Below are 23,930 nucleotides of genomic sequence, written 5' to 3' on the forward strand. Positions count from 1 at the left end.
GCGATCCGATGTACCGACCGTCGCCCTAGTCCCGCAAATTGCGTCCGGTTAGCGTCAGGAACACCGTCTCCAGATTCGGTTCCTGCTCCTCGACGGAACGGATCACCGCCCCGCCGTCGATCAACCGCTTCAAGATACCGCTCAGGTTATCGACCGACAAATCACTGTAAATACGAATGATCTCTTCCTGTGCCGTTACACTGCGTACCCCGGGCAATGTCCGAATGAGGTCTAGAAAAGTCTCGCCGTCTTGTTTCAGTTCAATGCGCACTTCCTTCACATCGGTAATCGTAGCGATCAGTTGCTCTTTCGTGCCGTCGGCGATGATCTTCCCGTGGTCGATGATGGCAATTCGGGAGCAAATTTCTTCGACTTCCTCCATGTAATGGCTGGTATAAATAATCGTGCAGCCCATTTCGTTCAACTTGCGCACAGAGGTCAGAATGTAGTTCCTCGACTGTGGGTCGATGCCGACCGTAGGTTCATCCATAATGATCAGCTTCGGCCGGTGTGCAATGGCGCACGCGATGTTAAGCCGGCGCTTCATCCCACCGGAGAAGTTCTTCGGAAAGCTTTTAGCTTTATCCTCCAACCCGACAAATCGCAGCGCTTCCTCTGCCCGGTCTTTGAGTTCCGCTCCCCGTAAGCCGTACAGTCCAGCGAAGAACTTCACGTTTTCATAAGCGGTCATGTCCTGATAGATTGCCAAATCCTGCGGTACGATCCCCAGATTCATTTTGGCAAAACGGCTGTGCTTGACGATATCTTGATCCAGGATCCGGATTTCCCCGCTTGTCGGACGCAACAGCGAGGCAACCAGATGGATCGTTGTGCTTTTGCCGGCGCCATTGGAGCCAAGGAACCCGAAAATTTCTCCTTCCTTAACGGATAAGGACATATTGTCAACTGCGATGAAGTCGCCAAATTTTTTCGTCAGTCCATGAATCTCCAATACATTCATTGCAACCTCTCCATTCCTGCTTCTTGTTCATGACCCTATTGTAGAAAAAAAGGATGCCCTTATGTCAGTGCATAAGTTCATCCTTTGCGCATGAGAATGTTCATGTTGTCGCCGGGGCCGGACAAGGAGGGGTGAGGTTCTTCATTCCTTGGATGGGACGTACGGAATCAACGTCGTCACCTTGAATCCCTGCGTCCCATCCGCAATTACCGTGCCGTTGACCGCAGCCGTGCGCTCCTCCATACCGAGCAGGCCCATGCCTTTGACGATTTTGGCCTGCCCTCGCCCATTATCCGTAACGACGGATTGAATCCATTTGCCGAGCACCCGTACTTCGACTTGAACGGAGGTAGCCTCTCCGTATTTGGCCGTATTAGTCAATGCTTCCGTTACATTGTCATGAATGATCTTCCAGAAAAGCGGTGTAATCTTCTCCAGATCCCCTTGGTGAACGACCGAGGTCTGCAACCCGGAACGGCTACCGAAGGCTTCCACGGTATTTCTCAACCGGTGAATGCCTAGCTGTTCCACCGGAGGTTTCATATTCTTGAGCGTTTGGCGGATTTGCTCTATCGATTCCTGGGCGATGCCGATCGCATTTTGCAGCAGTTTCTCCGCCCCTGCCGGATCGGTATGCAGCACCCGTTTGGCTGCCTCCATCTGGATCAGCGCTCCTGTCATCGAATGGCCGACGCCGTCGTGAATTTCCTGGGAGAGCCGGTTTCGTTCCTCCAGCTTGATTGTGTATTCCGAAGCCCGAATGAACTCCCGATTACCGTGCAGTTGCTTCCGCAGCTTCTCCTGATCCAAACGCAGTTTGTCGAGTTGTTCCTCCTGCCGGACCTGGCGCAACAATAGGTGCCGGATGTAGATCCCGTCAAACAAGCTAATCGCCGCGATAAACGCATAAACCTCTGAAAGCGGCGCCTCCAGGAATAGCAGCGGGATCGTCAGCAAGACCGTTACGGCAATACGCGGGGCGATCCCTCTCGCCGTTTCATAGGCGCTTGGCGGCAGCAGGAGTGCGAACTCGGGGTTGACGTAAACCGCGCAAACGGAGCAGTATACGATCAATATCCCATAAATAGCGTCCCGATAACCCGTTTTGTGAAGCAAGATCGCCGTGAGATCCAAAGCCAGATAAAGCAGGATAAATAAGATCAGCTGAGGGGACGGGGACGGTTCCACCGCATAGATCAGGGCGATTGCAAGGCCAAGCACAAGCCATCTTTTGCCGAGGCTCCAACTTTCCATAGGCTAGCGAGTCCTTCCAGTCAAATAATATATGGCGATTTGCGTGCGGTGTTCCAGCCCGGTTTTGTTCAGGATCGAGGTAATGTAATTGGCCACGGTTCCCTCGGAAATGAAAATTTCCTTGGCGATTTCCTTGTTGGATAACCCCTTGGCAATTCGCGACATGACCTCCAGTTCCCGTTCGGTGAACGGATCCAGATCAATCGGTGGCAGACAGGGATTTTCCGATATCGGAACCGCAGCTGAAGCGGGAGCCGGAGCAACCTCATCCGCCCGAGCGTCCTGGTGTTCCGGCTTCGCTTGCGTAACGGCTTCCCTAGGGACTGCACCGGAGGCGAGCGACTGCTTCAGCTTATCCAGCACAACGTCCTGCAGGACGTTATGGCCGTAATACACGCTTTTGATGGCGTCGCGGATCCGTTCCGGATCATTGTTTTTCAGCAAGTACCCTTTGGCCCCGAAACGGATGGCATCCATAATGTATTCATCGTCGTCGAACGTAGTCAGGATCAACGGCTTTGCCAACCCTTCCTCCGTCAACAATCGGGTCGCTTCCACACCGTTCAGGTTCGGCATCCGCACGTCCAGCAGCGCGACATCCACCGGATTTCGCCGGCAGTAATCGACCGCCTCCTGCCCGTCCTGCACCGTCTCCGACACCTCGAATTCCTCGAAGCTGTTCAATATGATCCGCATCCCCTCGCGGATAAAAGAGTTGTCATCCGCGATCAGCACCCGTATTTTCATACCGTTCCTCCGTTCCGTCCGTTTCCGTTACAACCGTTCCAGCTCAATCCGGGAGCCGGCACCCCCGCTCTCCGCAGGAATGACGACCAACTTACGGGCCAACCGCGCCCGCAGCTCGGCGACGTGGCTAATAATCCCCACCGAGAGATGATCGTGATGCAAATGCTCCAGCGAGGTAATCACCGTGTCCAACAGTTCCGGATCCAGCGTCCCAAAGCCTTCATCCAGGAAAAAGAACTGCAGCGGATATTGTCCGCGCAGCTGGATCTGCGCGGACAAGGCGAGCGCCAGTGCCAGCGAGGCCAAGAAAGTCTCTCCGCCCGACAACGTCGCTACCGGACGCTTTACGCCGCCGCTTGCATCATCGCGTATTACGAATCCGCCGCCGGAATCCGTCTCCAGGGCATATCGCTGCTTCGTCAGGAAGCGCAGACGTTGGGATGCCGCATGACTGACGTTCATTAGCTGTTCCTCCGCCACGTATTCAACAAAGGCATTACCGCGCAACGCGGACTGCAATTTGGTGAGCAAACCTGCTTCCTGTTCCAACTGGCCCCGAACTGTCTCCAACTCCTGCCAGCGGACGTGGCGGACCTGCAGGTCCTCCCAGTCCCGCTCGACGCGGGCCTTCCGTTGCAGAGCAACCTCATCTTGCTCTTTGGCGGCGATCAGCACCGCTTCGCTTTGCTGCCATTCCTCATCGCTAATCGTTTGTCCCGCTAGCTTGGCGTCCAGCTCACTAAGGCCGATCACCAGCTCCTGTTCGCGGCTGCGGTGGTTCTGTACCCTACCCGCGATGGATTCCGCTTCTCCCGGGGCGAGCAGGTTGTCCAGGACGGAGGTTTCTCCGTCGAAAGGCGATGCCGTCAGCGCCTCATGCCAGCGGGCTTGAAGCTCTGCCTCCTGCTCTCGGGCCACCGTTGCCGCTTGACCGGCAAGCGCCTCTGCTTTGGCCAACTCGTGGCTACGCGCTGTGGTTTCGGTTTGCTGCACCCGACTGCTCTCCGCCTGTTTTCGAAGGGCCGTCAGCTGCTCCTTAGCTTCCGAAAGCAGCTCCTCAACAGGGCGTTCTCCAGCCAGTGTATGCAGCCTCTCCTGTTTCTCGCGCAGAAGCTCCTGTTTACTTTGCTCCTGCACTTCCCATTGCACCAAGGTTTTATCCAACTCGATCGTTTCTCCGGCTAATGCCTGAAGCTTTGCCGTCTTCTCCTCGATAAACGGCACGCTGACCGTCAGTCGGCCACGCAGGTCTTCCGCCAACCGATCTTTCGCGGCAAATGACTCCATCTGCCGGGCAGCATCCTCTGGCGTGAAGCCCGGGTATTGCTCCACCCACTCGCGCCGCTTGGCCGCGAGGGCTTCCCGGTGTTGCGCGCTGCGCGCCGCGGCCTGCTCCAGCAGCCCGGAGGCCGTTGCCGCGGCCGCTTCGGCGGCGGTACGCTGCGGCTGCAAGGCCGCCAGCGCGTTTTGCGCGGCGCGGCCTTCCTGCTGCAGCGCCTCCACCCGGCGGCGGCAAGTCGCGTGCCGCTCGCCCAGCGCCATAGCCTGCCGCTGGCGAGCAGCCAAGCCGGCAGGCGCCGGCGCAGGCACGTCCGGCGCGGCCACCTCGGCGGTAGCGGCGGCGAGCGTTGCGGCCGCAGGGGCCGGTTCGCCGCCGTCACGGCCGAGCGCTTGCAGCAAAGCGCCGCAAGCGTCGCGGTCGCGGGAGACGGCGAATTGCAGCTCGCGAGCCTCCGCGATCAAGGCCGCTAGCGCCGCAAGCTCCGCTTCGCCGCCGGCTGTCTCTTCGACATCGGCCTGTGCCGGTGCCGGATGATGCGCGGAGCCGCACACGGGGCATGGCTCGCCGTGATCCAACTGCTCTGCGAGCCGGGCGGCCCACAAGTGGCGTTCGCGGGCTTTAAGCGCTTGGCGCAGCGTCGTTTCGTCCCCTGTAAGCGCGCTAGCATATTGCCGCACTTCTTCCTCCAATGCCGCCAACTGTACGGCGGTTTCCGCGAGCTGCCCGGCAAGGATTTGCCCGGACTGCTGCACGGCGGCGACTTCGGCGGCGATTTGCTCCAGCTTGGACGATGCTTGCTGCAGGTTCGAGCGCCCTGCCGCCTCTTCGGGCTCCGCCGCCGTGAGTTGCTCCTGCAGGGAGGTCAGCTGCTGAGCCAGCTGTACGGCGGCTTGCGCCAGACGGCGCTCCTCGGCCTTGACCTCCGCTTCCTTCAGCTGCTGCTCCAGCTCGCGCTGGCGCGTTTGCGCTTTGGCTAGCAGCTGCTCCTCCTTCGCCGTCTGCTCGGCGAGGTTTTGCTTGCGCTGCGCGCCCTCCGCGCGCTGCGCCGCGAACCGCTGCAGCTCGGCGCCGAGGCGCGCGGCCTCTTCCTGTAGGCCGCGCGCCTGCTCCAGCTGCTCGAGCCGCACGAGCAGCGCCGGTTCCTCGCGGCCGAGCGCCGCAGCAGCGGCTTCGGCGGCCGCGCTGGCCTTGGCGGCAGCCGCCGCAGCGGCCCGAGCCGCCTGCTCGGCTTCGGCCGCCAGCTGCGCGCGCTCCGCCGCGGCGCGCTGCGCCTCTTTCCAGGCCGTGAGCACCGGCCTGAGCGCCTCGGCGGCGCCTCCGCGCGCCAGCTTCGCTTCCAGCGCGGCGACCTCGCCGCCTTGCGCGCGCAGCGCCTCAAGCTGCGCCGCGCGCTCGGCGCGCTCCACCGCCAGCTCGCGTACCTTCGCGAGCTGGTCGTAGCGCTGCTGCGCCTGCTGCAATTCGCGGCGCCGCTCGGCGGCCTGCTCCGCCGCTTCGTGCGCCGCTGCCGCCGCTTGCTCCAGCGCCTCGGCGGAGGCGTTGCCGAGCCCTTGCTGCTCGGCGGCCACCTCGCCCCGGCGCTGCTCGTTGCCCCGTACCTTGCGGGTTAGCTTCTGCCCTAATAAGTCGCCGTATTTCTCCAAGTGAAACAACCGCTGCAGCATCGCCCGGCGGTCCGCTCCTTTCAGGGACAGAAACTCGGCGAATTTGCCTTGGGGCAGCACAACCGCGCGGGTGAAATCGTCCATCTTGAGGCCAAGCTTCTGCTCCACACAACGCGTTACATCGGCGAGCTTGTCGGCGACGACTTTTTCCCCTTCGGGTAGGATTTCGATAAACCGGCTGATCGTGTTGCTCACCGACAGCTCACCCTGCCGTTTAAAGCGTCGCTCCACGCGATAGCGTTCCGTGCCGGCGGCGGAGTTCAGCTCGAACGTAAACGCCACGAACAACGTGTCCTCCGAATGATTCATGATGCCTTGGGTTCCGCCGGATGCCCGGCCGACCTTGCCGTACAAGGCCAACGTAATCGCGTCCAAGATCGTCGACTTCCCGCTGCCCGTCGGCCCAAAAATGCCAAACAATCCCGTCTCGCACAGCTCTGTGAAATCGATCGTCTGCGACTCGCGGTAGCTTTGCAGCCCGGCTAATTTCAGCGTAATCGGCTTCATCGGCTTCCCCCCTCCGCAAGTTCATCTTCGCTCGAAGCCTCGTCCTCTCCCTCGGAGACAAGCGACATAAACAGCTCAACCAATTCCTCCTCGGGCTCCGCCCCGCCGGTTTGACGCTGATAAAACTTCCGAAACAGCTCATGCACCGGCACGCTCGCGCGGGACGTCAGTTCGTCCTCCTCCAGTTCCCGTCCGGGATACACCGGCCGAATATGCACGATACCCTCATGGGCTTTGCGCAGCGCCTGGATATCGCCTAGTGACATCGCTTCGGTTAGGCTGATTTCGAGGTCGATAAACGCATTAGCGTCCCGTCCCTCCTCCAGCCAGCGATACGCTTCCGCTAGTCCGCCCCGACAGCTCCAACGGACCAACGGCCGACCGCTGCTCAGAAACAACTCCTCCAGGATCGGCTCTTTGCCGGGCGCCACGTCCAATAGCATCACCGACTTGGCTTGTCCCGCCTCGGAAAAAGAATACGCCAACGGCGACCCGCTGTACCGGGTCAATCCGCCGCCTTTGACCGCCTGCGGCCGGTGCAGATGGCCCAGCGCCGTATATTGCGCGCCTACGTCGAGCGCGGACGGGTCAACGGTATAAGCGCCACCAACTTGGATCGGACGTTCGGAATCGGACTCCAGTCCGCCGAGTACATAAATATGGCTCATTGCGAGATTAACCGTGTCCGGACGGAATGCGCCCGCCAACTGCCGCATCAGCAGCCCCACCTTAGCGCTGTAGGCGAGCCGCAACTCGGACTCGTCCGCATCCCCAGCCAGCAGCTCGGACAGGCGGGCTTCCGACGGATATGGCAGTGCGGCGATGCTCGCCGTTTCCCCGGTGCGGGCAACGGGGACGGTGATCGCCTTCGGTACCGGCAGCCCCACCAACGAGATGCCCCGGCGCGCAACCAGCGGCGACACTGCGGCCACCCGTTCCGGCTGGTCATGGTTGCCTGCGATCACTGCCAGATGGCAGCCGGTCTCCGTCAGCCTTGCCGCCGCTTCGTAGAACATTCCCTCCGCCGCGGCCGGCGGGTTCACGCTGTCATAGACGTCACCTGCCATCAGGACGAGATCGACCTGTTGCTCCTTCACCATCCGCGCCAGCTCCTCCAAGAACGCCTCCTGCTCTGCAAGCCGGCTGCGTCCTTCCAGCGTACGTCCCAAATGCCAATCGCCCGTATGTAATATACGCATCCGTTTCTCCCCCTTAATCCCGCCAACGAACGCCGGCGTTTCAACATCCTAGTTCTTCAACAATACAGTTCATAAACTCTAGTATTTGACTCTAGTATATTCCATTGCTAGCTTAGGAAGCTCACCGAAAGAAATAGAGTGAACAGATGTCGCTATTCCGGCAATATCGCTATATTTCCTTAACCGCACGGATTTGCCGAAATAAGAACATCATTTCACTCTATCTGTATCTGTGCTTCTTAGTTTAATTGATTCTCTTACAGCTTCACCGCTTGGCCGCCATCGAAGAAATACAGCCACTTCTCATCAACCGCCGCGCCGGTGATTTCTTCGACCGCTTTGGCGTACAGCTCCAGTTGGAACCGGTACGATTCCGCCAGCGCCGCCGTGCCGCCGCGATGCTCCAGCACCCGGTCGCTTTTGTAGTCGAGCAGGTACACTTTGCCGTCCACGGCGAAAAGGCAGTCCACGATCCCCTGGATCAGCACGATTTCCCCGTCCAGCTCCCGGATCGCTTCGCCAGCAAATGCACCGGCCAGAGCTTCATCCGCTGCTTCCAGGCCTCCAAGCTGCGGCGAAGCTTCCGCCGCGGGCAGCCCATAGCTGAACGGCATTTCTCGCTTCACCCAATCCGCCTGACGCAGCAGCTCGCCCAGCGGGCTTAACAGCAATCTCGCGATGTTCTCCGCGTCGATTGCGGCCGCCTGCTCGGTGGTCATGATCTGCCGCTCGACGAGTCCGGTCAGCGTCGCTTGAACCACACCGATCCCCGGCTCCGCATCAAACGGCAGATGCTGCATCAGCGTGTGGTATGCAACCCCGCGTTCGGTTGGCGTCAGCTTGCGCTGCTCCATGAATCGCGGCCGCCGCAGATGCAGCTTGAACTCGGGCTGCTCCGCCGCCTCCGCCTGCTCCCGTTCGTGCGCCAGCTCCGCTTCGGCGAAGACGTCACGCGCCGGTTCCTCTTGCATCGCCAACAGCGCCTTCATCTCCGTCACAGAGGTTTTGGCCGCTATCCGGCTGGCTGCAGCATAAGGATACGTCCAGCTTAGCCGGGTCGCCACTGCTTCTTTCACCGCAGCGGCTTCTGAATCGTCCACCGCTCCCGGCAGAACCGCTACTGGGCCTCCTTGAAGCAACGCCTTGATTTGCGCCGGATCCGCCGCATGCTCCGCGGTGACCGCCGCTTCCGCTCCGCCGGTCTGTCCCGCCGCACGAGCGGAAATAAACGCGACATTCCACTCGGATGGGCTGTCCGCCAACAGGGTGGAGCCCGTTTCCGGCAGCCCGGCGAACTGCCGAAGCTCCCGAGCACTCGGGTGGCGAATCAAGGCCGGGCCAATCCAGTCGAGGTAACAGCGACCCCGCGCCAGCAAATAATCCGGCAGTTGTTCGCCGTCAGCCTCCAGCGCGCCGCCCCAGACTTCGACGGATTTGGTGAGGCTCTTCACCGAAGAGACAAGCACAAGCTTGTCCTTCGGGCGGGTTAGCGCCACGTATAACACGCGCATTTCCTCCGCTAATAGCTCCATTTGCGCCCGTCGCCGGATGGCCAGATTCGGCAGCGTCGGGTAGCTGACGCGAGTATCCGCGTCAACGTATTTCGGGCCAAATCCCATCTCCTTATGCATCAGGAATGGCGCATTTAAGTCCTGTCGGTTAAATTGCTTCGACAATCCGGCGACAAACACGACCGGAAACTCCAAGCCTTTACTCTTGTGGATCGTCATCATTCGAACGCCATCGCCTTGCTCCCCGCCATCTCCTGGCGCGCCGAGGTCGCCGCCGTTCTCGCGCAGCCGGTTCACGTAGCGCAGGAAGCGGAACAAACCCGGTGCAGAGGAGGATACCTCGTATTGTTTCGCCCGGTCCAGCAGCGCCTGCAGGTTGCTTTGGCGCTGAGTTCCGCCCGGCAGGCCGCCGACCCATTCCAGATAACCGGTTTCCCGGTAAATCTCCCGAATCAGATCGCCCAATTGCCCGACTCGGGCCAAGCCGCGCCAAACCTCCAACTGCCGCAAGAAGGCTAGCAGCTTGAGCGACAGCACATCACGTTCAAGCCCAGCCACCGGGGTTAAAGACTCTCCCCCCGAATCATTCATTTGGTTGTCTCCGCCTTCCGGCGACATCTCCGCATTCCCGGCAGCAGCCCTTGCGAGCACCGCCTCATAATAACGGCCACCAGGGGATGCGAGGCGGATGTCCGCCAGCTCCTCCTCGGAGAAATCATAGAGCGGGGAGCGCAACACCGCCGCCAGCGGGATGTCCTGCAGCGGGTTATCAATGACCTGCAAGAGCGACAACATCGTTTCGACCTCGGAAGCCTGAAAATACCCCTGGCTCAGTTCCCCGTATGCCGGGATCCCTTCTACCCGAAGCTCCTCAATCATGGCCGGTGCCCAGGTCAGCGTCGAACGCAGCAAAATCACCATGTCCCGGAAAGTCACCGGACGCATCGCCTGCAGCTGTTTATCATAAATGCGTAGCGGTTCGCCGCCTTCCCCCAGCATCCCGCGGATACGGGCCGCAATCGCACGGGCCTCCAGACGCACCGCTTCAATCAAAGCGGCCTCATCTTCCTCTTCCCCACCTTCGCCTTGCGTCGTTTCGCCGTCTCCGCGGTCGGATGATTCCGAAATTCCTCCCGAACCCGCGTCGCGATCAATCAGCAATAACTCGGGGCGATAATCCTCTATAGCCTCAAGTGGAAAACCTTCTCCATACACCAACTCGGCGCGGGGATCGTAAGAAATTTCCGCCACGCTTTCGTTCATGATTTGCCGGAACAGTAAATTCACCGCGTCGACGACCTCGCGCCGGCTGCGAAAGTTCCTGGCTAAATCGATACGCAGCCCGGCCCCGTCAAAATCATCCCCATAGGTCCGATATTTCTCCAGGAACAAACCAGGCTCGGCCAAACGGAAGCGGTAAATACTCTGCTTCACGTCACCGACCATAAACCGGTTGCCCGGGTTCTCCCGGGCGATCAACCGTACGATCGTCTCCTGAACTGTATTGGTATCCTGGTATTCGTCCAGCAGCACCTCATCGAACTGCTGGCGGTATTCCAGAGCGGCGTCGGACGGACGGAGCTCGCCCGGCTCCGAATCCGGATGCCGTAGAATCCGCAGGCAATAATGCTCCAGATCGGAGAAATCGAGCCAGCCTTTAGAGACCTTGTGCAGACGGTAACGTTCCCCGAATTCGCTGACTAAACCGGATAGGGCGCCAAGCAATGGAGCCATGTCATGCATCTCCCGCAAAAATGCCTCCGCCGGCCGCCCGTACAGCTGCGAGCGCAAATCGGCGAGGGTCTTTTTCGCATCTTCCCGCAGCGCCTTCACCCGCTCCTGGATATCCGGATCGGTCTGATCCTTCTTCACCGGCTTCAGTTTGCCGAAGCTCGCCCCCTGAAACACGTCGTACAACGAAGCCCAAGCTCCTCCAGCCACCGCTTCTTGCAGCGACTGGACAACGTTAAGGTCTTCCTCCAGCGTCAAGGCGTAAGGCTCCGGTCCTCCCGGAGACATTGCCAACGCCTTCGCTTGCGACAGCAGGCTCATCGCGCCTCCGAGCGCCAATGCCGTATCGGCCAGCAGGCTTTGGACCCATGCGCTCTTCTCCAAGGCGTCCAGATCCGGTGCCAAAAAGGCCGAGGACGCTTCCTGCAGCCAATGATCCGGCCAAGGATGGCTGCGGGAGAAATCGTAAAGCCGCTGTATCAGCGTAAACACAGCCGCATCGCTGCGCTCCCCGCCAAACCGATCGACCAGCTTTACAAACGGGCTGTCCACCGGTTCGCTGCCGTATTTTTCCTCGAGTAGCTCCTCAAGTACCTCTTGCCGCAAGAGCGCCGTTTCACTTTCCGAAGCGATCCGAAAGCCCGGATCCAGCGGAATCAACGTATAGTAGCGCTGAATGACCTCCATGCAGAAGGAGTGGAGCGTTGTAATCGAAGCCCGCCCCAACATGGCCAACTGACGATTCAAATACTCATTGTTCGAATCCTTGGCAAGCTCCTTCTCCAGCGCTTCCGTGATCCGCCCCCGCATCTCCGCGGCCGCTGCTTTGGTGAACGTAGCGACCAACAACCGATCAACGCTTAACGGCTGCTCGCGGTCCATCAGCTTTCGGATGATCCGTTCGACAAGCACCGCTGTCTTGCCGGAGCCAGCCGCTGCTGCAACCAGCATATCGCCGCCAGACAGGGCAATCGCCCGCCATTGGTCATCACTCCAATAAGTGCCGGCCGGTTTGGGTTTCATCGTGGTTGTCATGAAGGGGTCGTCTCCTTTCCGCTCTCCTGTCCAAGGAGCTGCCAAATCTCGTTTTTGCCCGGCTTGCCGAGTACGTGGTACGCATTTCCGTCCAGCGACTCTTCGAACCGGCACACCGGTTTGTAGGGACAAAACGTACAAGCCGTCTCCATCCCAAGTCGGTAAGGGGCAATCTGCACGTCACCGTCGGTGATGCGGGTGCCAATCTCGGTGATCGTCTGCCGCACGGAACCCAGCAGCGTATCCCACTGATCCGGCGTCGCCACAGAAGCGCTGCTGTAGAACCCGCCGTCCGCCTTAAGCGCAACGGGGATAATCTCCGAATACCCTTTCTCCAGCTGCGCGTCCATTTTCGCGATCACATCCCGGTCCGCCAGCAGCAGGCCTTTCATTTTGAACCGCTTCAACAATTCTTGCTGCGCCTGCTCCGCACTCATGCCGTTACTGCTCTGCAGCAGCGGATTGTGCACGTGGAAATACAACGTGCCTGCCGGAAGCGCTGGCTCGCCTAACCAAGCTTCCGCCGAGGACAGCAAGACATCCAGGTAGGTGAGCATTTGCAGCGACAAGCCGTAATACACTTCATGCAGCTTCAGATCGGTCTGACTCGACTTGTAATCAATGACCCGCAGCAGCAAGCCTTGTTCACCTTCCGCCATATCAACCCGGTCAATCCGGCCAACGATTTCCATGACGCAGCCGTTAGGTAACTCAAACGTCAGTGGAGGCAGTGACCGCCCCGGTCCGAAATCCAGCTCCAGCCCGACCGGTTCGAAGCTGCCGCGCCGCGCCTGCTCGCCAAGGATCAGCGAAGCCCGGCCGACGATGGCTTTGAGCTTACGGGAGATATACCCGTAACGCTTGGAGCTTAACAGGATTTCTCCCTGAAGCTTCGGTGCGAGTTCATCGACCGCCGTGTTCGCCGCTTGAATCGCTTCCTCTGGCGTGAGGCTACCCCAACTGCGGTTTTGCGCCTTGAAGGTAATTGCCATCTGACTGAGTGCAGCATGGAACAGCTGCCCGATATCCGGCGCTTGCAGCCGGTAGAGCTGACGTTCCTTCAGCTTCAGTCCATGGGAAGCGAAATGCGCGAACGGACAAGCCGAGAACTGCTCCATCCGTGACACGCTCGTCCGCAGCCGCTTGCCGTATAACCGCCTGCTGGTCGCCGGCGTCAAGCCGCGCACCCGATTTCGATAATCCAGCGAAGTGAGCAAACGCGATGCTTTGCTCTCCCATTCCGGTTGGGTCTTGTACCATTCCAGCACGCGCCACCATAACGGCGAAATGGGCTCCCCCGCTTTCCATCGCCGCAGTTGACCAATCAAAGCGCTGAGCGCGGGTCCTGGTCGCGAGACAAACTCCATTGGCAAAGCAGCCTGGTCGTCCAGTCCATCGGAAGGTCCCGGCGCTAAGGCAAGCGGCCGCTCCTGAAGTCCCGGGAAGATCCGTTTCACATGTCGGATGACCTCGGACGGCAGAAGTGCGCCGCCCTCCCCGTCCGCAGCCGGATAGCTAAGCCACAGCGAGCGGCTCGCCCCCGACAACGCCTCATACACGAGGAAGCGCTCATCCAGCAGCTTGCGAGCAAGCCCCGGGGCCAGCTCTAAGCCGATCTCCGCCAGACGCTGGCGCTCCTGCTCGCTAAGCACGCCCTCCTCTTGCAGGTTCGCCGGCATGATTCCTTCGTTAATTCCCAGCAGGAACAGATGCTTGACCTGCCCCGAACGCGTACGCTCGGTGCTCCCGATCAGCACCTGGTCGAGCGAAGGCGGCACCAGCGACACCTTGAGCTCCTTCAGTCCGGTCTCCAGCACGCCGGCAAACAGCTCCATCTCCAGGGGCTCGTCCCCCATCATTTCTACGATCTGGTCCAACACGTCAAGCACCGCGCCCCATAATTGGCGATGCTCCATCGCCTGGCGAGGCTTACCTTCACGTACCATCTGGTGGGCCAGCACATCCAGGCGCTGAGCCGCCTCAACGCTCTCCAGCATCTGATACACGGCGGCACACATGTCGGCGGCGTTTTTCGCCTTCCGGATCTCTTTCTCGAACGCCGACAAAGGACCGGCAACCGCAGCGCGGCAACGTTCTAGCAGTTTCAACTGCTCCAAGGCCTTGGCCGAAGCCGTTGTTTGATCATCCTGCTCGAGCGACAGGCTTGGCGCGGACTTCCATGGCCGCCCGTCAAACCAACGGTAGCCTTGAATGCCGCTCGCCAACGCATAATTCTCCAGCATATCCATATGCTCGCGCGTCAAGCTGCCGTCCAGCGGCAGAAGAAATTCACTTTTTACGCAGCGGAATACGTCATCATATTTCCAAAACCCGAGCACGACGTCCAGCGCCGCACGGATAAATTCAACCATCGGGTGAAACAACATGCTTGTCTTCTGATCAAGAAAACAAGGGATCCCGTAGGCTTCCATCGTCGGAGCGAGCAGCTCTTCGTAATCCCCTAGATTACGAACCAGCAGCGCCATATCCCGCCAGCGTATTCCTTCTTCCCGAGCCAAGCGCACCATCTCGCGAGCGGTGCCTTCAACCTCGGCGCGCCGGCTGGCTGCCCGGTGTATAGACAAAGCCCGTCCCAGATCTTGCGGCGGAGTTGACTGCGGCCACGGTGAGCGCCGCTCGTAAGCTGACTCCAGATACGAAAGCGTCTCGCTCTCCCGAAAACGGGGAAATGGACGCTCCTCCAGCAGCTCGGCTGGCTGGACTTCAATTCCAGCCTCCGCAGCCAGTTGGTTCAATTTGACGAAGGCGGATGCGGGTGTGTGGAACAGATTTAACTCATGCGGCAGCGTTCCGTCATTATAGGTTCGATCCAGCGTCAACGAGATCGTGACAGACGCGGCGGCCTTGAGCAGTTCGATAATCGCCGTGTATTCCTGCGGGGTAAGCGTATGGAATCCGTCGATCCAAATCTCTGCCCCCCGCAAATAATCCGATTTCCCGGCTCCCTGTGCCAGCTTGACCACATGGTCCTCGTTGTCGATGTACAAGCGGGACAGCTCCTCGTCGAATTCGGCGAACAGCAGGCTAAGGTCGTGCATTTTATCCTTCAGTAACGGGGACTCTCCTTCGCTTTGTTCCAAAAGGCGATAGTGCTCCTGCAAAGTCGGGAAATCCACGTTATATTTTTTCATTTCCGTATACAGTCCGGCGATCCGGTCGATTAATCCGAGCTGATCCCCGCCGTGCCCAAACAGCTTTAACTCGCCTTTCCGACGGCGCATGAGCTTGTACAGCAGCATTTTCTTGCCTTCGTCATCGATCGGTACAAGCGCCGCACCGCCGGTTTCCTGCATGACGCGCAGCGCCAGGCGGCGAAAGCCCAGCACCTGAGTGCGGACGGTACCGCGAAGTCCCGGGGCGGTGGCGATCCGCTGTTCGATTTGGAAGGTGCCTTGTTCCGGGGTTAAGATGATGAGCGGCGGACCGGTGGGATGCTCGCGCAGTGCCGCGGTTACCCGGTCGAGAATGAGGCTGGTTTTGCCGCTGCCGGAGCGGCCGAGTATGAACCGTAAAGACATGGAAGTACCTCCTACCACGGACAATTCGTTAGTTTTCAGTATAGCATAAATACGATCAAACATTCGCATATAAAAAATAGCCCCGCTCCGCGATAATCGCGAAACGAGGCCCATCTATCCCTGTTCAATTCAGAAATCAGCCTGTTGCCTACTTTTCATGTAGCTGTCCATCCATTCCGGGTGAGTCGGGATGTTTCGGACGAAATCGAGCAGCAAGCCTAGACCCGATTTGGCGTCCCCTTGCGCAAAGGCTTCATTGTACCCTCTCCCTTTCATTTTTCCTCTTACCCTTAGCTATCGGCAGAAATCAGGAAAAATGTTACATCCTTGTATCTTGGTTTCCAAGGTTAGAGAGCGTCTTTACTACGCACCTCGAAAATGGCGAATTTCAGGTAATGTCCTTCGTCGACCCCCAGAATTTGAGGATGGTCTTTTCCAGCCGCCCGCCATTCGACCAGGCGCAGCACTTTTCCGGCATCCTCCGCGGCCTCCAAAATCGTCTCCAGGAACAGATCCGGCCGCATGTGGTAGGAGCAGCTGGCCGTTACCAAATACCCGCCTTCGTTAACCAGCTTCATGCCGTGAAGGTTAATGTCCTTGTAGCCTCGGCAGGCACCTTTGACCGCCGATTTCGTCTTGGCGAACGCCGGCGGATCGAGAATGACGACATCCCAGGTCCGTCCGCCGCCGGCCGTCAGCGGTACGGAAGTATCGACCTTGCCGTCCTGAGCCGCCCTGCGCGTCCGCTCCTCCAGACCCTTCACTTGGCTGCGCAAATAGTCAAACGCGTCGGCCACGACAAATTCAACGCGGTCGGTGAACCCGTTTAACTCGACGTTCCGTTTCGCGCTTTCGATCGCATGCTCGGAGATATCGAGGCAGGTTACCTTTTTCGCCCCGTATTGGCAGGCGTGCAGGGTGAAGCTTCCGGTGTGTGAGAAGCATTCCAGCACGGTCGCCCCGTCCCAATATGGGAAGGTGACCTCTTTGCCGTTCCGGTTGACCGGTGCAAGTCGAACTCCGCCGTCTTCCGTGGGCAACTCCTGCAGTGCGGTGCCGCTGCGCTCGCCCCAACCGGTCATCAGCGGCTTGATGGAGGCCCGATTTTCCCGTTGGTCGAAGAAATATCCCGTTTTTTGCCCCTGCTCGATATCCACTTCAATCTGGAGCCCGTTCTCCGTCACGATGACATGACGCGGCGGCTCTCCGAAGATCGGACCCTTCACCTGCTCCAGGCCTTCCATTTCACGCACGGATACGTCGCTGCGTTCGTAGATGCCAACGGGATGCAACACTTCCGTCAGCGCCGCGACGATCTGCTCTCGGCAGCGGTCCATCCCCAACGTCAGCAGTTGCACGACCAGCACCTCTCCAAACTTGTCTACGATCAGACCAGGCAGAAAGTCCGCTTCCCCGTAGACCAGCCGGTAGGCATCCTCTTTCACGAACCGTTCCCGATGCTTCAAGCATTCCGTAAACCGACGGACAAAAAAGGCGGTGTCCATCGCCGCCAGCGGCGTATAGGATACGACGCGGACGGTAATTTGCGAAGCCGGATTGTAATACCCTGTTGCCAGGTAGCGGTGTCGGTAATCGACAATTTCAACCAAAGCGCCCGGCTCTACGTTACCTTCTACACTCTCAATTTCGTTCTTGAAGATCCAAGGATGCCCTTTTTCCAACCGTTTCTTACGGCTGCGCTGCAGTATAACCCTCGCCACTCGATACTTCACTCCTCATAAAAAAAGTAAGCCAATGCTTCTTGGCGCCTCTTCGGCTCGGACCTGCGCCTGCTTTGCTAGCATGGAAGTTGTCCGTCCGTCATATATGTAACTTGTACGAATGTAGCCTTTTATTTTTCGGGAAAGGGGATCGCCGATATGTTTCAAGACATCTTGTTCCCGGTGACGTTTGGGCTCGCCCTATTCCTGTTTGGCATGAAGGTCATGGAGGCTTCCCTGCATGCTTGGGCCGGCCCCAAGCTGATCGGTTTTCTTCATCGGACAACGCGAACGCCTTGGACCGGCTTGCTGTCGAGTACGCTGATCACGGCCGTTCTGCAGAGCAGCACAGCCGTTACGGTCATGACAATCGGGCTCGTTAACGCTAGGTTGTTGTCCTACGCGCGAACGTTAGGGATCATCCTGGGAGGCAATATCGGAACCTGCCTGACCACGGAACTGCTTGCCCTTAATATAGCCAAGCTAGGCGTTCCCATGCTCATCGTTTCGTTAGGGATGTGGGCGGCCGCCGTGCTTGGCGGCGAAATGCTGCCCGGCTATATTCAGCGCCGCTTGCCTTGGCTGCAACCCTTGCAGTTTGGTGCCCTTGCTATGGCCGGCTTCAGCCTCGTGATGATCGCGATTCGCTTCATGCAATCGATCGGTCCGGCGCTGGAGGAACGCGGCGTAATCTCATGGCTGTTGGAGCATGCCACTGGCAGCCTGCTGTGGGGCGCCTTCGCCGGCGCCGTCCTGACGGCGATCATTCACAGCAGTGCCGCGGTCGTCGCCATGACGATGGGACTTGCCGCCAGCGGTGCCCTGCCGGTGGAGTTTGGAATCGCCATGGTCATCGGCTCCAACGTTGGCACCTGCGTCACCGCGGTGATCGCCGCGATCGGCGGCACCCGGTCGGGCCGATTCGTCGCCTGGTCGCATGTGACGCTAAACGTGCTGGGGGCAGCGTTGTTCCTGCCGCTGGTTCCGCTGTTGCAAGGGATGGCAGCCTCGCTGACCGGCGATCTCTCGGCGCAAATCGCCCATACGCAAACGATTTTTAATGTCGCATGCTCTTTGCTCGCGCTGCCGTTTTGTTATTTACCGATTTGGTCCCGGCTGGATCGGTCCGATGATCATCTCTCCGGCCGTATTCTTCCGAATACGAAGGTGTAGGAGTAGGTGCAAAAATGCAGTTATTTTCGCCGATATCCTCCATTTCTCAAATACCGTAAAAAATAACTGCACTCTAGCGTTTGTTTCAGCGTCTTGGGCGAATTCCGAAGAAATAACTGCACATAGTCAACTATTTCCGTCATCCTCCACCTTTCTAACCTAGCGGCTCGACGCCAAGCATCTTTAGCGCATTTTCCAAGATAAAGTCATTGTTGTCGTAACCGGCTTTCCGCTGCTGACGCCAAGCCTCCTGCGGCTCGTACCAGGACACGCTGCGGATCTCCTCAAGCTGAGGCTGGAGCGCCCCGCTTTGCCACTCCACCAGGTAGTAATGCACTTCTTTATCGACGTTCCCAAGTTTGGGATGATGGTAAGTATAAGCGATGATATCGATGAGTCTATCAATCCGGCCCACAATGCCGGTTTCCTCCAAAATTTCGCGCAGCGCCGTTTGCTCAACGGTTTCCCCCGGCTCTCTCTTCCCCTTCGGAAACGATATTTTGCCGTAACGGTCGGTAATCAGCTGCACTTGCAGCCGCCCGTCTTGGAAGCGATAGACGACGCCTCCTGCAGAGATTTCTTTGAATGGCATTCTGGCTGTACCTCCTTAAAATAACTCAACCCGGGGCTCAACCCTCCCAAACCCTCCCTTACCGTAAGGGAGGGCCCCCAAGGGCTCGCTGCCCTTGGGGATCCCGCAAACTGGACGAACGTGGGATCGGCTGAGGCGCTCCTGCCGCTGTTCCCTTCGGGAATGCGCTTGACGTTGGCTCATGGAACGCTTTTCCCCCTTCGGGTACGTCTTACTTCTTGCGCTCCAGGGTTACCTGCTAAACCTAGAGAACGTGAGATCGGCTGAGGCGCTCCTGCCGCTGTTCCCTTCGGGAATGCGCTTGTTACCTTCCATGTCACTTGTTAATTATAGGCGCAGCGTACTCATACTTCCAATTCGCCCTTATGTAACAACAAGGATTTCAACCCCCGTCGGGGTGAAATCCTTGGCTCATGCCCGATGGCGGGCGCAAGTATTAAGCTAGAGCTTGCGAGGCTTCGTCTAGAACGCGGACCCATTGGCCTTCGCTGGTGTTGACGTCCGCTTGGGTTAGCTTGACGCGGCATATTTTGCCGGTCAGGTCCGGGGTGCCCGGGAAGCGGACTTGCAAGTAGTTATCGCTGAAGCCGGTCACAAAACCGTCCCCGGCGGTGCCTTTCTCATCCCTCTCCGGGATGACGTCCAGCACCTGGCCGACGAACTTCTCGGCATATGCGAGTTGCATTTGCTCGGACAACTCGATCAACTCATGCACGCGGGCATGCTTCACGTCCTCGTCGACTTGGTCCTCCATCCGCGCGGCCGGCGTGCCGCTCCGCTTGGAATAAGGGAACACGTGCATCTCGGAGAAGCCGATGCGTTTGATTGCCTCGAAGCCCTCGCGGAACAGCTCATCCGTTTCCCCGGGGAAGCCAACGATGATATCCGTCGTAATGGCAACGTCCGGCATGAAATCGCGGATCATTTTGATTTTATGCTCAAACTCTTCGATGGTGTACTTTCTTCTCATGCGCTTCAATACTTCGTTGCTGCCTGCTTGCAGCGGGATATGGAAGTGGCGGCACATTTTCGAGGAATTCTTCAACACCTCAAGCATACGCTCGTCGATTTGGCTTGCTTCGATCGAACTGATCCGGATGCGCCCAAGTCCTTCTACTTTGTCCAAATCCCAAAGCAAGTCGGATAAACGGTAGTTTTCGAGATCATCCCCGTATCCGCCTGTATGGATGCCCGTCAGGACGATCTCGTTGTACCCTGCGGCGACTAACTGACGCGCTTGTTGGATAACGCTTTGCGGGTCACGGCTGCGCGACAAGCCACGAGACCATGGGATAATACAGAAGGTGCAGAAGTTGTTGCAGCCCTCCTGGATTTTCAGGAACGCACGGGTATGATCGGCGAAATTCGGCACGTCCAGCTCTTCGAACTCCCGCGTTTTCATGATATTGCGAACTGCATTAATCGGCTTGCGCTGCTCTTGAAGCTGCTTCACGTAAGGGATAATTTTGTCCCGGTCCTGCGTCCCAATGACCAAGTCTACGCCGGGGATGTCCAAAATCTCCGCAGGCGATGTCTGCGCGTAACAGCCGGTCACCGCTACAATAGCTTCCGGATTGCGGCGCACGGCACGCCGAATAATTTGACGGCTCTTCTTGTCGCCGGTGTTCGTAACGGTACAGGTATTAATTAAATAGACGTCAGCAGCCGATTGCTCGAAATCAACCTGCTCGTAGCCTTCGTTTTTAAATAGCTGCCAAATGGCTTCGGTATCATAGAAATTAACTTTACAGCCCAAGGTGTAAAAGGCGACGGTTGGCATCGCTCAATTCCCCCCCATTTCTCCGGATTCATACATGATGCAAGTTAGGGCGGCCATAGCAGCCGTTTCGGTACGTAGAATACGTCGGCCTAAACCAACGGATACTGCACCGGCGGCTTCGGCTTCCCGTACTTCAGCTTCGGTAAAGCCGCCTTCGGGTCCGACTACAACGGCGACATTGACCTTCATATCAGGCGTCAGTTCGGTGACGAATGGCTTCAATACGTCCCGAAGCTGTCTGCCATCTTCTTTCTCATAACACAAGCATACCAGATCGTAGCCCGGCAGCGCGGCTAGCAGTTCTTCCCATTTGACCGAAAGCTCGACAACCGGAATTTTGCTGCGATGCGCCTGCTCGGCGGCTTCTTTGGCGATTTTCTGCCAGCGGGCGAGCCGTTTCTCTTCCTTCTTGCTATCGTATTGCACCACCGTGCGTTCGGATAGAAAAGGAAGAAACGAAGCGGCTCCAATCTCCGTGCACTTCTGGATCACCGTTTCCATCTTGTCGCCTTTCGGCAAGCTCTGGGCCACGGTCACCTGCAGCCACGGTTCTCCCGATCCCGCCAGTTCCTCTATAATCGTCGCAGTTACTTGCTGCGGCTCGATGAATGTAATCTCCGCGAGGACTTCACGGGAACCCCCGTCGCTCACGATCAGCTTATCGCCGGGCTTGGAACGCATCACCCTGCCGATATGGCGGGCATCCTCGCCGACAATGGTCACTTCCCGATCGCCAAATTGCATGGGCTCCACAAAATAACGCTGCATAGTATCATCCTCATCGTTCATGGTTCAAAATCGCCAAACTACATCATACAACTTTTGAAACCCTGTTTCCAGTCCTTCTTCCACCCTACGCGCCGAACATGGCAAGGAACAAATGGGCGAACTGAAAATAGATCGCCTCGGCCGCATTATACAGCGGCGAGATCGTATAACGCTGCATTCCTGGAACGATCAGGATCACCAAGAAAATCAATACCGACCACTGTTCATATTGCTGCAGTTTGCCCAACATTCGACGCGGTACCACATCTTCCAGGATCCGATAGCCGTCCAGCGGCGGTAAAGGAATCAGGTTGAATAAAAATAAGAAAAAGTTCATGACGGTAAACAGATTAAAGAATATCAATACGGCCTGGAACAGCTTCTCGTTCGTAATCGAATCCAGAACGCCAAACTGAGCCAGCATCACGTAAACCAAGGTCCCGAGGACGCCCAACAGCAAATTGCTGAGCGGTCCCGCAACTGATACGATCACGCCCATTATGCGCGGCTTGCTGAAGTTATCACGGTTTACCGGCACGGGCCGGGCCCACCCGAAGCCGGCGATGAGAAGCAGAATAATGCCCAGCAGATCGAAATGGACAGCTGGATTCAACGTAACGCGTCCCAACAGCTTGGCGGTAGGATCACCGAATTTATTGGCAAAATAAGCGTGCGAAAATTCATGCAGCGTAAAAGCGATCACCAGGGTGATCAAATAAAAGGGAAGCTGGTCTAGCGGAAACCTCAATATTCGGTCTAACCATTCCATATACTGTTACCTCTTTCTCGCCACAAAAGCTACCCAATCCTCATCCCGGGCTGTCCGTTCCAATTCGAAACCCGCGGCAATCAGCGCTTCTTGTACGGCTTGTTCTTTGTTCTTATAAATGCCCGATGCGATATAGTAACCGCCGGACGCAAGTGCTTGGTATACATCCTCGATAAACAGCAAAATGATCTCAGCCAAAATATTGGCGACGACCACCCGTACGGGCAGCTTGACCTTAACTTCGGCGCTGCCTTCGCCTTTAAGGACGGACAACAGATCGCTTTCAACCACCTGGATTTGGTTCTCCAGACGGTTCAGTCGCGTGTTCTCCGTTGCACTGGATACAGCCACCGGATCCAGATCAAGTGCCAACACTTTGGAGGCACCAAGCCGGCAGGCCCCGATCGCTAGAATGCCTGAACCTGTACCGACATCAATTACTTCGTCGCCATCTTGGACGATACTCTCAAGCGTACGCAAGCATAACGACGTCGTTGGATGAGTACCCGTGCCAAACGCCATTCCGGGATCCAGTTCAATGATCTCCTCGCCCGGCTCTGGCGTATAATCCTCCCATGTCGGTTTGATCGTCAGCTTCTCAGACACCCGCAGCGGCTTAAAATATTGCTTCCAGTTGTTAGCCCAATCGTCTTCGCTTACGTCCCGCACGGTGATAACCGCATCTCCGGGGTCGATCTCATAACTCTTAAGCTCCTCGATGCGTGCCCGGACTTCGGCGATGACTTCATCGATATTCAGTCCTTCCGGAAAATACCCGCTGATTTTGGCTTCCCCTTCGGGAATGTCGTTGGGCGGAATTTCAAACCATTGCCCCAGCGAAGTATCGCGAGGTTTATCGTTATCGACATGCTCTTCAATGGTCACCCCACCTGCACCCGCTTCATGCAGAAAGTTGGATACCATCTCCACCGCTTCTTCTGTCGTATGTATAGTTATTTCTTTCCAAATCATCGTATGATTTCCTCCTTGACTAACATGCATAAGTTTTATTGTACTATAGAATAAAGAACGTGACAAAGCAAAACGGAGGAGCCTCGATAAGGCTCCCCCGCCTGCTACTACGGTTACAGCTTATATTGTCCCTGCTGGCGAGCGTCTGCTCGTTCACTGCGCTCCAGTGCCTCCCAGTCCTCCTGATCGGCTAAGTCATCGGCAAACTCTACATCGTTGTTATGTCCGATCGGCAGATTCTTTCCATTGGCGGAAACTCGCTTTGTTCGCCGATCCTCCTGATTTTGACTCATCAGAGGTTCATCTCCTTTAGGTTCAAAATGTCCATTTGTTAAATCAAGCCGCCTGCTTCTTCGATAATACGCAGCGCCTGATGGTGTATCGATTCATCGACGACGGCGGTCAACAGAATATCATGGCCGGTTGGGCCGCCTTGTCCCCCATGGCTGAGTCCGCTCGCTGCCGGATCCGCTGCGGCGAGAATCCCCGCCGAACGGTTGGTGATCGCCGCATCCTGGGTCACCGCCGCCAAGCTGGATATGCTTCCCGTTACCGGGTTCATCGGATCGTAACCTTCGCCGGCATAACGGCTGAAACGGTCGATCGACATATCCTCCACCCGCAGCGCACTTAATTTGCGGGCTACCCCCTCGGCTTCCTCCGGGCTTTTGAAATAGGCCAAAACATTCTTTTCAGCCATTCTTCCTCCCTGCCTTTCGTTTTAC

The 23,930-nt window shown here is 57.7% G+C and carries 17 protein-coding genes; 1 reads left to right on the top strand and 16 read right to left on the bottom strand.

Translation table 11 applies throughout. The annotated features are described in order from the left end of the window. Nucleotides 1-25: 25 nt before the first annotated feature. From MKZ15_RS16150 to MKZ15_RS16190, 9 genes are all read right to left on the bottom strand, one after another. On the bottom strand, nucleotides 26-961 hold the full coding sequence (locus MKZ15_RS16150; protein ID WP_193416378.1) for an ABC transporter ATP-binding protein: 936 nt from the start codon (nucleotides 959-961) through the stop codon (nucleotides 26-28). Nucleotides 962-1,102: 141 nt separating this feature from the next. Beyond that, on the bottom strand, nucleotides 1,103-2,215 hold the full coding sequence (locus tag MKZ15_RS16155; RefSeq protein ID WP_339816915.1) for a sensor histidine kinase: 1,113 nt from the start codon (nucleotides 2,213-2,215) through the stop codon (nucleotides 1,103-1,105). A 3-nt stretch (nucleotides 2,216-2,218) separates the two neighbouring features. Then, on the bottom strand, nucleotides 2,219-2,962 hold the full coding sequence (locus MKZ15_RS16160) for a response regulator transcription factor (protein WP_339816916.1): 744 nt from the start codon (nucleotides 2,960-2,962) through the stop codon (nucleotides 2,219-2,221). A 27-nt stretch (nucleotides 2,963-2,989) separates the two neighbouring features. Continuing rightward, complete coding sequence (locus MKZ15_RS16165; protein WP_339816917.1) at nucleotides 2,990-6,415, bottom strand: AAA family ATPase; 3,426 nt, start codon at nucleotides 6,413-6,415, stop codon at nucleotides 2,990-2,992. Further along, a complete protein-coding gene (locus MKZ15_RS16170; protein ID WP_339816919.1) occupies nucleotides 6,412-7,614 on the bottom strand; it encodes an exonuclease SbcCD subunit D in 1,203 nt (400 codons plus the stop codon). The genes MKZ15_RS16165 and MKZ15_RS16170 overlap by 4 nt, the downstream gene beginning before the upstream one ends. 257 nt (nucleotides 7,615-7,871) lie before the next feature. Then, nucleotides 7,872-11,891, bottom strand: coding sequence for a helicase-exonuclease AddAB subunit AddA (addA, locus tag MKZ15_RS16175; RefSeq protein WP_339816920.1), 4,020 nt, complete (start codon nucleotides 11,889-11,891; stop codon nucleotides 7,872-7,874). Then, nucleotides 11,888-15,430, bottom strand: a complete 3,543-nt coding sequence (gene addB, locus MKZ15_RS16180) for a helicase-exonuclease AddAB subunit AddB (RefSeq protein ID WP_339816921.1) — start codon at nucleotides 15,428-15,430, stop codon at nucleotides 11,888-11,890. The genes addA and addB overlap by 4 nt, the downstream gene beginning before the upstream one ends. A 129-nt stretch (nucleotides 15,431-15,559) precedes the next feature. Further along, nucleotides 15,560-15,706, bottom strand: a complete 147-nt coding sequence (locus MKZ15_RS16185; RefSeq protein WP_193416385.1) for a hypothetical protein — start codon at nucleotides 15,704-15,706, stop codon at nucleotides 15,560-15,562. Between the two features lie 71 nt (nucleotides 15,707-15,777). Next, nucleotides 15,778-17,151, bottom strand: coding sequence for a class I SAM-dependent rRNA methyltransferase (locus MKZ15_RS16190; RefSeq protein ID WP_339816923.1), 1,374 nt, complete (start codon nucleotides 17,149-17,151; stop codon nucleotides 15,778-15,780). 159 nt (nucleotides 17,152-17,310) lie between these two features. On the opposite strand from MKZ15_RS16190, the gene MKZ15_RS16195 reads away from it, so the two are divergent. Next, on the top strand, nucleotides 17,311-18,324 hold the full coding sequence (locus MKZ15_RS16195; protein WP_193416387.1) for a Na/Pi symporter: 1,014 nt from the start codon (nucleotides 17,311-17,313) through the stop codon (nucleotides 18,322-18,324). Nucleotides 18,325-18,478: 154 nt separating this feature from the next. Here the strand turns inward: MKZ15_RS16195 and MKZ15_RS16200 are convergent, their stop codons facing one another. From MKZ15_RS16200 to MKZ15_RS16230, 7 genes are all read right to left on the bottom strand, one after another. Beyond that, the gene (locus MKZ15_RS16200) at nucleotides 18,479-18,916 is read right to left on the bottom strand and encodes an NUDIX domain-containing protein (protein WP_193416388.1); all 438 of its coding nucleotides are present in this window, start codon (nucleotides 18,914-18,916) and stop codon (nucleotides 18,479-18,481) included. A gap of 436 nt (nucleotides 18,917-19,352) precedes the next feature. Beyond that, the gene (mtaB, locus tag MKZ15_RS16205) at nucleotides 19,353-20,696 is read right to left on the bottom strand and encodes a tRNA (N(6)-L-threonylcarbamoyladenosine(37)-C(2))-methylthiotransferase MtaB (protein ID WP_339816925.1); all 1,344 of its coding nucleotides are present in this window, start codon (nucleotides 20,694-20,696) and stop codon (nucleotides 19,353-19,355) included. 3 nt (nucleotides 20,697-20,699) lie between these two features. Beyond that, nucleotides 20,700-21,464 carry a 16S rRNA (uracil(1498)-N(3))-methyltransferase gene (locus MKZ15_RS16210; RefSeq protein ID WP_155605602.1) on the bottom strand — a complete coding sequence of 255 codons (765 nt, stop codon included), beginning with the start codon at nucleotides 21,462-21,464 and terminating at the stop codon, nucleotides 20,700-20,702. Nucleotides 21,465-21,549: 85 nt separating this feature from the next. Further along, on the bottom strand, nucleotides 21,550-22,233 hold the full coding sequence (locus tag MKZ15_RS16215; protein ID WP_155605603.1) for a site-2 protease family protein: 684 nt from the start codon (nucleotides 22,231-22,233) through the stop codon (nucleotides 21,550-21,552). A gap of 6 nt (nucleotides 22,234-22,239) precedes the next feature. Further along, nucleotides 22,240-23,205 (bottom strand): 50S ribosomal protein L11 methyltransferase, encoded by a 966-nt coding sequence (gene prmA / locus MKZ15_RS16220; protein ID WP_155605604.1) that lies wholly within the window; start codon nucleotides 23,203-23,205, stop codon nucleotides 22,240-22,242. Nucleotides 23,206-23,318: 113 nt separating this feature from the next. Beyond that, entirely contained in the window at nucleotides 23,319-23,498 is a 180-nt protein-coding gene (locus MKZ15_RS16225; RefSeq protein ID WP_155605605.1) for a YfhD family protein, read from the bottom strand. 38 nt (nucleotides 23,499-23,536) lie between these two features. After that, a complete protein-coding gene (locus MKZ15_RS16230; protein ID WP_155605606.1) occupies nucleotides 23,537-23,905 on the bottom strand; it encodes a hypothetical protein in 369 nt (122 codons plus the stop codon). Between the last annotated feature and the right edge of the window lie 25 nt (nucleotides 23,906-23,930).

This window comes from Paenibacillus sp. FSL R7-0216, assembly GCF_037969915.1.
In the GTDB taxonomy this organism is placed as follows: domain Bacteria; phylum Bacillota; class Bacilli; order Paenibacillales; family Paenibacillaceae; genus Fontibacillus; species Fontibacillus rhizolycopersici.